The organism is Lachnospiraceae bacterium GAM79 (genome assembly GCA_020735665.1).
Taxonomy (GTDB): Bacteria; Bacillota; Clostridia; order Lachnospirales; family Lachnospiraceae; genus Coprococcus.
Genome location: CP085928.1, coordinates 1,106,770 through 1,120,906, shown reverse-complemented (window position 1 = coordinate 1,120,906; position 14,137 = coordinate 1,106,770). Strand labels below are relative to the sequence as shown.

The 14,137-nt window shown below is 41.1% G+C and carries 12 protein-coding genes; all 12 read right to left on the bottom strand.

All coding sequences use genetic code 11. The annotated features are described in order from the left end of the window. Positions 1-15 precede the first annotated feature (15 nt). A complete protein-coding gene (mutL, locus tag LK416_04945; protein UEA75529.1) occupies positions 16-2,061 on the bottom strand; it encodes a DNA mismatch repair endonuclease MutL in 2,046 nt (681 codons plus the stop codon). Positions 2,062-2,070: 9 nt separating this feature from the next. Beyond that, positions 2,071-4,668, bottom strand: coding sequence for a DNA mismatch repair protein MutS (mutS, locus tag LK416_04940; GenBank protein ID UEA75868.1), 2,598 nt, complete (start codon positions 4,666-4,668; stop codon positions 2,071-2,073). Between the two features lie 48 nt (positions 4,669-4,716). After that, positions 4,717-6,168, bottom strand: a complete 1,452-nt coding sequence (miaB, locus tag LK416_04935) for a tRNA (N6-isopentenyl adenosine(37)-C2)-methylthiotransferase MiaB (GenBank protein UEA75528.1) — start codon at positions 6,166-6,168, stop codon at positions 4,717-4,719. A gap of 75 nt (positions 6,169-6,243) precedes the next feature. Further along, positions 6,244-6,816: a 5-formyltetrahydrofolate cyclo-ligase gene (locus LK416_04930; GenBank protein UEA75867.1), complete on the bottom strand. Its 573-nt coding sequence runs from the start codon at positions 6,814-6,816 to the stop codon at positions 6,244-6,246. Then, positions 6,816-7,037, bottom strand: coding sequence for a DUF896 domain-containing protein (locus tag LK416_04925; protein ID UEA75527.1), 222 nt, complete (start codon positions 7,035-7,037; stop codon positions 6,816-6,818). The genes LK416_04930 and LK416_04925 overlap by 1 nt, the downstream gene beginning before the upstream one ends. A 104-nt stretch (positions 7,038-7,141) precedes the next feature. Further along, positions 7,142-7,999, bottom strand: a complete 858-nt coding sequence (gene proB, locus LK416_04920) for a glutamate 5-kinase (protein UEA75526.1) — start codon at positions 7,997-7,999, stop codon at positions 7,142-7,144. A 15-nt stretch (positions 8,000-8,014) separates the two neighbouring features. Then, positions 8,015-9,652, bottom strand: a complete 1,638-nt coding sequence (locus tag LK416_04915) for an FAD-dependent oxidoreductase (GenBank protein ID UEA75525.1) — start codon at positions 9,650-9,652, stop codon at positions 8,015-8,017. Then, positions 9,636-10,913 (bottom strand): aminoacetone oxidase family FAD-binding enzyme, encoded by a 1,278-nt coding sequence (locus LK416_04910; protein UEA75524.1) that lies wholly within the window; start codon positions 10,911-10,913, stop codon positions 9,636-9,638. The genes LK416_04915 and LK416_04910 overlap by 17 nt, the downstream gene beginning before the upstream one ends. A gap of 36 nt (positions 10,914-10,949) precedes the next feature. Further along, complete coding sequence (locus LK416_04905; protein ID UEA75523.1) at positions 10,950-11,390, bottom strand: hypothetical protein; 441 nt, start codon at positions 11,388-11,390, stop codon at positions 10,950-10,952. Between the two features lie 109 nt (positions 11,391-11,499). Further along, positions 11,500-12,585, bottom strand: coding sequence for a DUF3048 domain-containing protein (locus LK416_04900; protein ID UEA75522.1), 1,086 nt, complete (start codon positions 12,583-12,585; stop codon positions 11,500-11,502). Then, a complete protein-coding gene (gene ybeY, locus LK416_04895; GenBank protein UEA75521.1) occupies positions 12,572-13,084 on the bottom strand; it encodes an rRNA maturation RNase YbeY in 513 nt (170 codons plus the stop codon). The genes LK416_04900 and ybeY overlap by 14 nt, the downstream gene beginning before the upstream one ends. Before the next feature lie 9 nt (positions 13,085-13,093). Continuing rightward, positions 13,094-14,122, bottom strand: coding sequence for a PhoH family protein (locus LK416_04890; protein UEA75866.1), 1,029 nt, complete (start codon positions 14,120-14,122; stop codon positions 13,094-13,096). Positions 14,123-14,137 lie beyond the last annotated feature (15 nt).

Below are 14,137 nucleotides of genomic sequence, written 5' to 3'. Positions count from 1 at the left end.
ATATAAGTTTAATTACTAAACAATTCGTTTGAATTTCTTTTCTAGTTCTGTCTCTGTCATGGAGATCAGGGTTGGTCTGCCATGCGGACAGGTATATGGATTTTCAAGCTTCATCAACTGGTCGATCAGGGTGTCTGCCTCCTTAAAGCTAATGGAAGTATTCCCTTTTATCGCAGCTTTACACGCCATTGTGGAAAGTTTGCTGATAAAGGTGTCGATCGTCTGTTTCTGTCCGTTTTCGGATAACTCTCCGATAAATTCCAGAAACAGTTCCCTGCCGTCTAATCCGAACAGATTTGCCGGAACGGCTGACAGTTTATATTCCTTTCCTCCGAAGCCCTCGATCTGAAATCCCAGATTCTGGAAAAATTCCAGATTTTCCCGTAAGAACTCTGATTCTGTTCCGCTCAAGGATACGATCGCAGGCGGCATCAGGTACTGTGGAATGGCTGTCTTATTCTTATAGTTTGCCATTAATTCCTCAAATTTTACCTTTTCATGTGCGGCATGCTGATCCATGATAAAGAACTTGTCTTCATACTCGATCAGCCAGTATGTCTTAAATAACTGTCCGATGATCCTGTGCTTTTTCTTAGCTTCCGGTGTCAGAAACTTATCTTCAAACATATCCATCTGCTCGTATTTGACCTTAGCTTCCGGGGTGATCGGTTCCTGTTTCTTCTGTTCTGATGTTTCGTTAGTCTGTACACCCGCTTCAGCAGGATTTAATGCTGTCTTTGTCGGTTGTGTCAAATACGGAACAATATTTTCAGCGACCATATTATTTGTGATATTTTTACCAGACTGGTTATCTTCTTTCAAATATTGGATTTCAACCGGCGAGCTACTTCTGTTTTCCATCGTAACAGATGGTGTCGGCGTTGGTTGAGCAGATATACCTGAATTTGCCGGTTGCATTGGCATGCTTGGCTTTTTCTGCTGCGCTGGCCTTGCCGGCTGCGGAGGAAGCTCTGCGGCTCTCCTGTTAGCTTCGAATGGCTCCGGGCGTTTCTCCACTTTGCGTTCTGCCAGTGTCTCCGGCCGCATATCCTTTCCCGGTGTAACAGTCGGGATCAGCTCTTTAAATAACAGGGCCTTTCTAACGCTGATATAAGTAAAATCATACATATCCGGTTCATTTATGAACTTCAATTCCCGTTTTGCAGGATGGATATTCACATCGATCAGAGATGGATCAATCTCAAAATTGATAACTGTAAATGGAAATTTATGAACCATAACAAAGGTACGATATGCATCTTCGATTGCCTTTGTTAATATATTGCTCTTTATATACCTTTGATTCACATAATAATCCTCGAATGAACGGTTACCTCTGGATATACTCGGTTTTGCAAGATATCCTGTGATCTTTACCTGATCATTTGCTGCATTGATCTCCAGGAGGTTATTCGTAATATCTCTACCATATATATGATAGATGATCTCTTTTAGTCTGCCGTTGCCGGATGTAAATAGCTTATCTGTCCCATTCATAATGAACTTAAATGAAACATCCGGATGTGACATTGCCATACGGCAGACAAGATCGTAAATATACGAGCCCTCTGTTGCAGGCGTCTTCATGAATTTCTTTCTGGCAGGTGTATTATAGAACAGATTTCTTACAACGATCGTTGTACCAAGCGGTGCGCCGATTTCCTCATTTGAGATCTCTTTTCCGCCATGGATCTGATATCTGGTTCCGGTAAGCGCATCTTCCTGCTTGGTGATCAGCTCTACCTGGGCAACTGCGGCTATACTAGATAACGCCTCGCCACGGAAGCCTAAGGATGCGATCTTTAACAGATCATCCGCCGTCTGAAGCTTGCTGGTTGCATGGCGAAGGAAGGCAACCGGGACTTCTTCTTTTGAGATACCGCATCCATTGTCTGTGATACGGATAAAACTCATTCCGCCTTCCTTGATCTCGATGGTGATCGCGGTTGCACCCGCATCGATGGAATTCTCCACTAATTCTTTTATAACCGAGCCGGGACGCTCGATCACTTCACCGGCTGCGATCTTATCAATTGTATATTGATCCAGTAATTTAATCATAGGTTCTCCTTAACGGATTCGCTCCTGTAATTCATTCAGGTATAACAATGCTTTCATCGGTGTCATGTTGGATAGATCCGCATTCTTGATCTCCTCTAAAATAGCACTTTCTTCAGGATTTGCCAGAAATGACATCTGGGTATCGGAAGCACTTTTATGAAAATCATTTGTTATCTTGATATCTTTTAATTTCGTCGTTATATCCGTATCGATAAGCTGGTTGCAGATCTCATTTGCACGATCGATCACGATATCCGGTACTCCGGCAAGCTTAGCTACCTGAATACCATAGCTTCGATCCGCTCCGCCTTTTACGATCTTTCGTAAGAATACGATATCATCACCGTCTTCTTTTACTGCAATACAGTAGTTATTTACAGAGGATAACTTACCCTCTAATTCTGTCAGCTCATGATAGTGGGTGGCAAATAACGTTTTTGCTCCAAGCAGTTCACTGTTACTGATATATTCCACAACTGCCCATGCAATACTAAGTCCGTCATATGTACTGGTTCCTCGTCCGATCTCATCTAAGATCAGCAGACTGTTCTTCGTTGCATTTCGAAGAATATTTGCAACCTCACTCATCTCTACCATGAAAGTGCTTTGCCCGCTTGCAAGATCATCGGATGCCCCTACTCTGGTGAAGATACGATCACAGATACCGATATTTGCTGAAGCAGCAGGAACAAAGCTTCCGATCTGCGCCATTAAAACGATCAGTGCCGTCTGACGCATATAGGTGGATTTACCAGCCATATTCGGTCCGGTTATGATCGATATCCTGCTCTCAAAATTATTCAGATAGGTGTCATTTGATATGAACATACCGTTGTTCATCATCTTCTCAACGACAGGATGGCGACCTTCTTTGATATCAATTACACCATCTTCGTTTATCTCCGGACGAACAAACTGATTGGCAGATGCCACATATGACAGCGAACAGAGACAGTCTAATAAAGCAATCTGTCTTGCTGTATTCTGCACACGCAGGATCTCACCCGCAATCTTATCTCTGAGCGCAATATAGGTTTCATATTCCAGTGCATATAATTTATCTTCAGAACCAAGAATCGAACCTGCAAGATTGTCCAGTTCTTCTGTTGTATATCGTTCTGAATTTGCAAGTGTCTGTTTTCTTATAAAATATTCAGGTACCAGATCCTTATAGGAATTAGTCACCTCAAAATAATAGCCAAATACTTTATTGAACTTGATGCGAAGATTCTTTATTCCTGTCTTCTGCTTTTCCCGTTCCTCCAATTCTGCAAGCCATGTCTTGCCATCTGTCTTTGCCGATTTTAAAGTATCAATTTCTTCCAGATAACCATCCTTGAAAATACCGCCTTCACGGATCAGTATCGGAGGATCGTCGTTGATCGAACGCTCTAACAGGTCATAAATATCCTGTAATTCATCCATTTTCTCATAAATATCTGCAAGAAGCCCATCCGGATAGATCTGTAAAAGCTGTCTGATATACGGCAGATATGAAAGGGATGTCTTAAATGCGATCATATCGCGTGGATTTGCGGATCGTAGGGAAATCCTTGTCATCAGTCGTTCCAGATCATAGATCGGGTTCAGATATTCCCGCATCTCATCACGATTGATCATATCATTATTTAACTGTTCTATTGCATCAAGTCTTGCTTCGATATCCTTTTTATATATCAAAGGCTGCTCGATCATGCTTCGAAGCATTCTCGCACCCATTGCTGTCTTGGTTTTATCCAATACCCATAACAAAGAACCTCGTTTCTGCTTGTCACGAAGTGTCTCACAAAGCTCCAGATTTCTTCTGGTTGCGGAATCAAGAATCATGAAATCGTCGATGGAATACAGCACGATATGATTGATATGTGCAAGGAAATTCTTCTGTGTCTCATGCAGATACTGAAGCAGGACTCCGGAGGATAAGATACAGTCAGGGAAATCCTTCAGTCCAAGCCCGTCCATATTATTAACGCCGAACTGCCTCATAATTGCATCTTCACATAGCATTTGATTGAAATAATGCTCCGGCGCTTCAGAAATGGAAATTTTCATTTTCTCCCTCAGATAAACGAAATCCAGATCACAATTCATGAAAGAATGATTGCCGATGATCTCGGCAGGAGAATATTTGTTGATCTCATCCGTAAGCTTTGATAAGGATGGAACTCTCGCTGTCTTAAACTCACCGGTCGTGATATCTACCAGTGAGATTCCGAATGCACCATCGTTTTCAAAAATACTCATCAGATAATTATTTCTTGTTTCATCAAGAATTGCATTTGACATATTTGTACCCGGTGTTACCACCCGGATAACCTCACGTTTTACTATGCCTTTTGCAAGCTTTGGATCTTCAACCTGTTCACAGATTGCTACCTTAAAACCATTCTCGATCAGCTTATTTAGGTAGACATCGCAGGCATGATATGGAACGCCACACATCGGTGCACGTTCCGGCTGTCCGCAGTCCCTTCCGGTCAAAGTGATCTCAAGAACCTTGGATGCGGTCAGGGCATCATCAAAAAACATTTCATAGAAATCACCAAGTCTGTAAAATAATATACAGTCCTTGTACTGATTCTTCACTTCCATATACTGCTGCATCATTGGTGTTAAAGCTGCCACTGTTTTTTACCCCTATTCTATAAATTCGGTTTATACAAGATTTCCCATATAATAAAAGCCTTTACATTCATCCAGCGAAACATCCCGGATCTCGCCGATCATAGACGGATCACCTTTAAAATGTACCAGAATATTATTTGACAGACGACCGGTTAAGAGTTCCGGATTCTGTTCGCTGACGCTTTCAATCAGTACAGGCATGACCTGACCTTTATAACGGCAGATCTCCTCACCGCTGATCTCTGATACTCGCTTGATCAGACGGTCAAAACGGTTCTGGATCTCTTCCTTTGTTGCATGATCCTCAAATGTTGCCGCCGGTGTTCCGGTGCGCTTGGAATATATAAATGTAAATGCTGTATCAAACCTTACCCGATTCACTACATCCATTGTCTCTAAGAAATCTTCTTCTGTTTCTCCGGGAAAACCGACAATAATATCGGTTGTAAGTGATATTTCAGGAATCTGTCTGCGGATCTTGTCTACTAATTCCAGATAAGATTCTTTTGTATAGCGACGATTCATCTGATTTAATATCCTGGATGAGCCGGACTGCATCGGAAGATGGATGTGACGGCAGATCTTTTCATTTGCCGCGATCACATCGATCAGTTCATCGGACAGATCCTTTGGATGGGAGGTCATAAAACGAACACGTTCAATTCCATCAACTTCTGTCACCTTCTGCAATAATTCGGCAAATGTCATCGGTTTCTCTAACGTCTTTCCATAAGAATTCACATTCTGACCAAGGAGCATGATCTCTTTTACACCCTCCTCTGAAAGCCGCTTAACCTCTCTTATGATGTCCTCCGGTTGTCTGCTGCGTTCTCTGCCTCTGACATATGGCACGATACAATATGTACAGAAATTATTGCATCCGAACATAATATTGACACCGGACTTAAATGGGAATTCCTTCTTAACCGGAAGATCTTCCACAACAAGATTGGTATCCTTCCAGATGTCCACTACCTGTCCGCCGGCTTCGATACGGTTGCAGTAGATTTCAGCCAGTTTGAATACATTATGCGTGCCAAATACCATATCTACAAATCGATATTTCTTTTGAATTGTAGCTACAACATCCGGTTCCTGCATCATACATCCGCAAAGCCCGATCATCTTATCTGGATGTGTCTCTTTGTCATGTTTCATGATTCCAAGATGTCCGTAGACTTTTCGATTCGCATTCTCACGGACTGTGCAGGTATTATATATAACAAGGTCTGCATCCTCAGAATCACTGCTTGTATATCCGATTTCTTCCAGAATACCGGTCAGCTTCTCGGAGTCTCTTACATTCATCTGACATCCATAGGTCTGGATCGAGCAGGTCAGGTTTCTTCCTGCTTTTTTCGCAAGCTCCCGGTAATACCCCCTTGCTTTTTTTATAAAATAATATTGCCGAAATGGTTCTTCGGCAGGACAAGGTTCTGTTATATCGATTGTATCTATTTTTTTATCAATTTCATTAATCATATTGTTCTCCGGTATGTGTTTAATGTTCTTGTTGAATTTCTGTATAAATTCGTTTTCGTTATTCTGATAAGTTTATTAACCAATATTCTTCTCCATAAAGCTGTATATCTCTGACGGAGTCAGAAGCTGATCCGGCCTTTCGTCAAATGATTCGCATGAAATCTCCGGCAACACCTGATAATCATAGGCAAATGCAACCGCAGTAAGTTCCGGATGAAGCTTCATATAACGGTCATAATATCCTCCACCATATCCGATCCGATGTCCGTTTTTATCAAATACAATTCCCGGAACGATCAGAATTCCTTCCGTCGGATGAAGCATATCACAGCCGACAGGCTCTAAGATGCCATATGCACCTACCTTTAGATCGCTCATTCCATGAATCCGATGAAAATGCATATGATCTCCGTATACCTTTGGCACAGCAACGATTTTGTCATCTGTAAGTGCCTGCTCTATAATCTCGATCGTATCCACTTCATTATCCTGACTGACATAGATCAGCAGATGATTGCAGTCTTTATATCCATCTGAATTCATAAATCGCTTCCTGATCTGTGCTGAAGCAGCGGTCACCTGCTCCGGTGTTAAGGCACGCCGCTTTTGTTTATATTGTTTTCTTAGTTCTGCTTTTGTCTGTTCCATCATACTTTTTTTGTTGGATCGATATCTTCCAGTCTGGTAATACTACCATCCGGTTCTTTGATATCAATGTTATTTAATACACTTCTCAGATTCTGCTTCATGGCAAAAATATATTCCTGTCTAAGATTTTTCTGTTCTTCCTTTTCAGCCGGCGTAAGTCCTGCCGGAGTCTTGGATTTCTTATATAATTCATTGATTCTTGCAATCTTTTTTTCGTCCATTCTTATTCACCTGTTCATTACTGTTATTTCTGAATCGTATACTGCTTCTGTTTGATCAGATACCATCTTATATATGATACGTGTGGTACACACTATATCCATTGCTACTGCAGATATTCCTTATGTGTAATGTATCTTACGACATCAAAATTCGGCTCTTTATATGCTTTAAATAAGGTTCCGACAGATTCGCCATTTAATGCCCGACCGAGATTCCCTATATCATCTCCTGACAAAATAAGCATATCTGCTCCTGAATTTGCAGCAATCTTCGCTGCAGAGATTTTTGTCGTCATACCACCGGTTCCATATCCGGAGCCTGCACCCTTTGCCATTGCTTTGATCTTATCGTCGATACGTTCTACGACAGGGATCAATGTTGCATCCGGATTATTTCTCGGATCGTCCGTGTACAAGCCATCAATATCTGTCAATAATAATAAAAGGTCGGCATTGATCATGTTGGCTACGATAGCGGAAAGGGTATCATTATCTCCAAAGTTTATATCCACTTCTTCAATTGCAACTGTATCATTCTCATTAACTACAGGAATAACATCCATTTGTAATAATTCATTAAAAGTATTTACAGCGTTATGTCTTCTTTCCTGAGATGTGATTACATCAAATGTCAGAAGAACCTGTGCTGCAATCTGGTGATATTCATAGAACAGGCGCTGGTATACCATCATGAGCTGTCCTTGTCCAACTGCTGCACATGCCTGTCTGAGTGATGTTGTCTTTGGTTTTTTCTGAAGCCCTAACGACTTCGAACCAACACCGATCGCACCGGAGGATACCAATACAACATCCTTATCCTGATTTTTCAGATCACTGATGATCCGTACCAGTTTTTCAAGTTTTATGTAATCAAGCCCACCCGTCTCCTCATGGATCAATGAAGATGAGCCGATCTTGATCACGATTCTTTTTTTATTTTTTAAGTATAAACGATCTTCCATTTTATATCTGAAACCTCACATTCTCTGATTTCCGGTTGATGCTTCCGGTATCATAAATTTCGACATAACCGCCTCAAAAACTTTTATTCCGTCAACGGCTGCGGATGTTATACCTCCCGCGTAACCTGCACCTTCTCCACAGGGATAAATACAAGTATGTGCAGATGTCAGATCTGCATCGCGTAGTATCTTTATCGGCGAAGATGTTCTTGCTTCCACGCCGCTTAATATTGCATCATCATCTGCAAAACCGGATATCACCCGGTCAAATGACAAAACACCATCTATTATAGCATCTCTGATATACTCTGGCAAACAACAATTCAGGTTGGAAAACGTATACGCCCCCTTTATGCAAGGCTTGATCTTGCCGGCTATTTCAGACATTCTGTTCATTCTAAAATCACCGAAACGTTGTACCGGAACTGCTCCTTTTCCTGCCTGATACGCCTTTTCTTCAAGCTCTCTCTGAAAATACATACCGGCAAGCGGATGATCTCCCGGATAATCTTCCGGCGTAACATTCACAACGATCGCACTGTTTGAATTATCCGCTTTTCGGTCACTGTAGCTCATACCATTGACACATATCCTTCCGGATTCTGAGGATGCATTTACAACGTAACCACCGGGACACATACAGAAGGAGTAGACCGCCCGTCCGTTTGCTGCCTGATGCACCAGCTTATAATCTGCTGTCGGCAGTAAATCTTCATAATCGGGATGATATCCATATTGTGCTTCATTGATAAAGGTTCTTGGATGTTCGATCCGGAGTCCCATTGCAAACGGCTTCTGTTCCATCGGAATTCCACGCTTATAGAGCATTTCAAAGGTATCTCTTGCACTGTGACCGATTGCAAGTATCACCGCATTGCTTTTTAATTCATATGTGTCTTCCGGTTTCAAAAGCTTCTTTATCTGTAAGAGCGTTGTCTCAGAATCTATCACTTCTATATCTGTTACAAGCTGCTCAAATCGCACCTCTCCACCCAGCCTTATAATCTCATTTCTGATATTCTTGACTACAGTCAATAACACATCTGTACCGATATGAGGCTTATTCACATATAGGATTGACGGATCTGCACCAAATTCGACAAATGTCTTAAGAACCGCAGTCCTTCTTCCTGATTTATCCTTAATTACGGTATTCAATTTACCGTCAGAAAATGTTCCGGCTCCGCCTTCCCCAAACTGAACATTGCAGTTTGGATTTAACGGATGTTCCTTTTTCCAGTATCCATTTACACAGGCTGTTCGTTCATCAACCGCCATACCACGTTCCAGAATAATCGGTCGATAGCCCTCTCTTGCGAGAAAAAGTCCTGCAAACAAACCTGCCGGGCCGCTTCCGATAATAACCGGTCGATACTGCATCGGCGTAGTTCCCGGCTCCGGTATCAGGTATATTGTTTCTTTTGTTAACATAATATTGTTATTGTGAACTTTTCGCAATATCTTTTCTTCATTGTCACAAATTACATCTACAGCTGCCACATAATGGATCTGATCTTTTTTACGGCTGTCAATCGATAATTTGGCAATTTTATATGCAGGCACATACGAAAGCTTCAGATTTTTCTTAATTACAGCCTCTATATCATCTGCCGTATAGCCGATTTTCAATTTGATATTATTTATACGAATCATATATACTCTTTCCTGCTTTCATTCCTGTGATAACTGCCCACATAAGATTGTATCCGCCGCATTTTCCATCTACATCTAATAGTTCTCCTGTAACATAACATCCGGGAACCATCTTTAATCCCATTGTTTCAGGATTTACAAATCTTGTGTCTGCTCCTCCGCGTGCTACCTGTGCCTCTGTAATCTCTGCTGTGTCCGTGATCTCAAACCGTAGATCAAAGAGTATACCTGCCAGCTCTACCAGTTCTTTTTCTGATAATTGCTGCACACTCTTTTTCTCTGTGCCGCATTTTTTTATTATATAGGCTCCGAGCTTTTCATGCACCAGTCCGTTCAGACAGGCCTGAATATTCCGCTCAGGATTGTTCTTTACAAATGTTCTCAGATACTTTAATACATCTTCTTTATTCATCGTCGGTATCGGTGATATGTGGAGCCTGACATGTTCGCCGGCTTCTAAGGCTTCACCGATGATATGGCTCTGGTTGAATACGACAATGCCGGAGATACAGGTATCAGTAAACTGTACCTCGCCAAATTCTTTCTCGTGATCAGAAGTCGAATTTTCTCCACATTCAACATAAACGCCTGCTTTGCATCGAACACCTGATAATTCAGATATATCTTCTGTGCATTTCACCTTACATAATGCCGGATGGAACTGATAAACAGGAACGCCTAACTGTTCCAGCAGATCTAAACCGGCATCTGTTCCTCCAAGAGCCGGGGCTGCTGATCCGCCACATGAAAGAACAACATTTTTTGTATGATACACGGCATGATCTGTTTTTATCTCATAGATATGATCCTTGTTTATGGATATCTCTGCAACCTGTTCTCCGGTATGGATCTCGATTTCATTCTTTTTCAGAACATCATTAAATGCCCATACAACAGTCGAAGCCTGTCTGGACATCGGGTAATAATATCCATTTTCATCTGATACCAATACACCCACCTGTTCAAAAAATGAAATTACTTTTTTATAATCATCCGCAGCGATTACCTTATAAGGGAAAAACTCATTGTTACTGAAATAACAGTTTATATCAAATGCCTGATTTGCGATATTACACTTTCCGTTTCCTGTCGCATAAATCTTCTTCCCGATCTTTTTATTTTTTTCAAGTAGCAGAATTTTAAGTTGTTTTTTCGATGCCGGATCAGTCTTTTTATCTGAAATCATATTCGGATCTGCTGCACAGGCAGCCGCTGTCATGCCGGATGCTCCCGCACCGATAACGATCATATCATATATCATTTGTTCTCTCCTTTTAAATCATCCCATATTCTAGCATTAACTGGAACATGATTCAAGGAAAGTAAATAATTCTTTCGCTTTTTGAAATTTTATTCCATTTTCTATTCGTTTTTTCATATTATTTTCCAATTGATCCATCCGAATGTCGGTAAATTCATATAAGCTTCCCTTTTCTGTAAAAACCGCAACATAACCATTCAGATCACTGACCAGAAAATGATAGTCTTTTTCTGCAGCTTCTTCTGTTTCGGAGTTTTCTTTTTTTGATATGGTTTCAACCGTCTCTACCCTGTCAACCGCATCCGTGGTTTCTTCTGAATCTGTTCTGTCAATCGTCCAGATATATTCTTCGATATTAGACTGTCCTTTCGTTGTATCATTGCATCCACGAGAATTCTTATAGATCGAATATGAACAGTAAAATGAAAATAAAAAAAGTAACACCGCTCCACCGATCAAAAAAAGCACTTTTTTCATAATAATCACCTCTTATCAGTGATTATCTGCATTTTACGGCTAAATATACAAAAAGATGCCTGCCATATCATAACCGATATGACAGACATCTTAAAAGTCTGATTAAATTTTAGTTCCAGGTTACACTGTCTGCTTTATCTTTTTCAAAAACAGTTACCCATGTTTTTCCCGGATTCAGTTTTAATTCATTGCCGTCTTCTGTGTAGTACTTTGTTATAGCATTTTCAGAAGATTTTTTCCATGTTACAGGAATGATCACACCATTTGATGCGTAAAGGCCTGTGCCTTCACCGACCAGATCAAGCTGCTGTCTGTCGTGATCGTCAATGCTTGTATAATGAGCAAACTGGATCAGGACGTTTTCATACTTAAGCTGTTCGCCTGTATTTCCATCGGTCTGTTCTCCGCCATACTGGAATCTGTAATAGAGACCATCATCAGCATGATATTCAAACCAAGGTGATGTATAGTTGCTGATTGGTGTCTTGATCTCGTTAGCGGTTTCCCCACCGGCAGGTGTTGTGATCTCATCATTGAATGAAAATACACTTTCAAAGCTGTCGCTGTGTTTTGTTTCATAGCCCTTCTGTTCGATTCCGGCTTTGATCTTCTCGGTATCTGTGAATACATTATGTGGAGATACCCGGTCAGATGCTCTGTAGTATGTTACGCCACCTTCTGAGCTTAAGCCACTCAGATTATTGATCCCTGAGCTTGCAAGCTTATCTTCTCCCTGTGGAGACTGACCATAATGCATGTAGATAGCATCATATTCCATAGCAACTGTTACATAATATGGACGGCAGCTTCTGATTGAACCCAGTTTTTCAAGATTGGAATAATCATTGAAGATTCCAAGCAAACGTGTGATTCCACCTTCTACCTTCATCTCATAAACAATATCTGCCTTTCCTATATCACACTGCGGCATTGCGTCAGAAATGTTATTTAACATAACCGCGATCGGGCGTCCATATTCTTCTGTACGGTCTGTAACCCATTCTCCGGTCAGGTCGTTGTACACGCCCTCATGCTGAGCTTCTGTTGTTGCCTCTGTAGTTGCTTCTGTTGTTGCTTCTGTCGTTGTGGTTTCTGTGGTTCCTTCTGTTGATGTCTCTTTCTTTCCACATCCCATAACACCAAGTGATAAAACTCCTAATGCTGCTAATGCAATTGCATATTTAGTTTTCTTCATAATCCCTTGTGTATCCTTTCTCATTAAGTATTTGTTCCTGAAGATCTTCCATCTGTTTGCGTTCTTCTTCATCTATATGATCATAACCAAATAAATGAAGCATACTGTGTGCAACCAGAAATGCCAGTTCTCTGGTGTTCGAGTGATTGTAACTTTTTGCCTGTTCATATACTCGATCCATGGAAATAATAATATCTCCAAGCATCAGTTCTCCTGATTCCGGATTGAAATAATCACAGGTATCCCCGTCTACAACACTAAAATCTCCGGGTTCTTTATAATCAATCAGAGGAAATGACAGCACATCTGTAGGTGCATCGATATTTCTCTGACAATTATTGATAGTCTGTATGCCCGAATTGTCTGTGAGTAATACATAAATCTCACATTCATATGGGCATTTGATAAAATCCAGCGCCTGTCCGATCACAGTCTCTATTACATGTTCATAATCAGGCACACGGATCTCTCCGAATTCATTTTCAATATTTAAAGACATTGTACATCCTTACCTTTTTCTCTTATTATTGCGGTTATCTCCGTAACGCTTGCTGTCACTTATCTCATGCTTTGTCTGGTCGGATCTTTTCTTCTGTCTGTTCTGCTTTTCCTCATACACTTCGTAGGCATTGACAATCTTCTGTACAAGCGGATGTCTCACAACATCAAGACTTGTCAGATGACAAACACTGATTTCTTCGATGTTTTTAATAACCATCAGTGCAACTTCAAGTCCGGATCTTGTCTCAAACGGAAGATCTTTCTGGGAAAGGTCTCCAGTAATGATGGCTTTTGATCCAAATCCGATACGGGTTAAGAACATTTTCATCTGTGCAGGAGTTGTATTCTGTGCCTCATCAAGCACGATGTACGCATTATCCAGAGTCCGGCCTCGCATATACGCAAGCGGAGCAACCTCTATCAATCCTTTTTCCATATTTTTAGCGAAAGATTCCGGTCCCATGATCTCATAGAGCGCATCATAAAGCGGTCTTAAATAAGGATCGACCTTACTTTGCAGATCGCCAGGCAGAAAACCTAATTTCTCACCTGCTTCGATCGCCGGACGTGTCAATATAATACGATTCACTTCACCGTTTTTGAATGCAGTGATCGCTTTCGCCATTGCCAGATATGTCTTACCGGTTCCGGCAGGACCTACACCGAATACGATCATGGATTTATCGATTGCATTTACATATGCCTTCTGTCCGTGTGTTTTTGGTTTGATCGGTTTGCCGTTGATCGTATGACAAATGATATCCCGATCCAACTCAGCGATATTTTCCTGTGTTTCCTGAGGATGATCCTTAGACATGGCTATCGTATAATCGACCTTCTGTTCATCAATCGCAGTACCTCTGGCTGCAACTGCAAATAACTGGATCAGTACATGAACCGCCTGCTCCACGTCTTTTTCTTCTCCTGAAATCTTCAGCTTATCATCGCGCAGGATCATAGAAACATGAAATGCTTTTTCAATTTTTTTTGCATGTACATCAAATTGTCCAAATACATTTTGAACGTATTCGGACATAACAGTAATTGATTT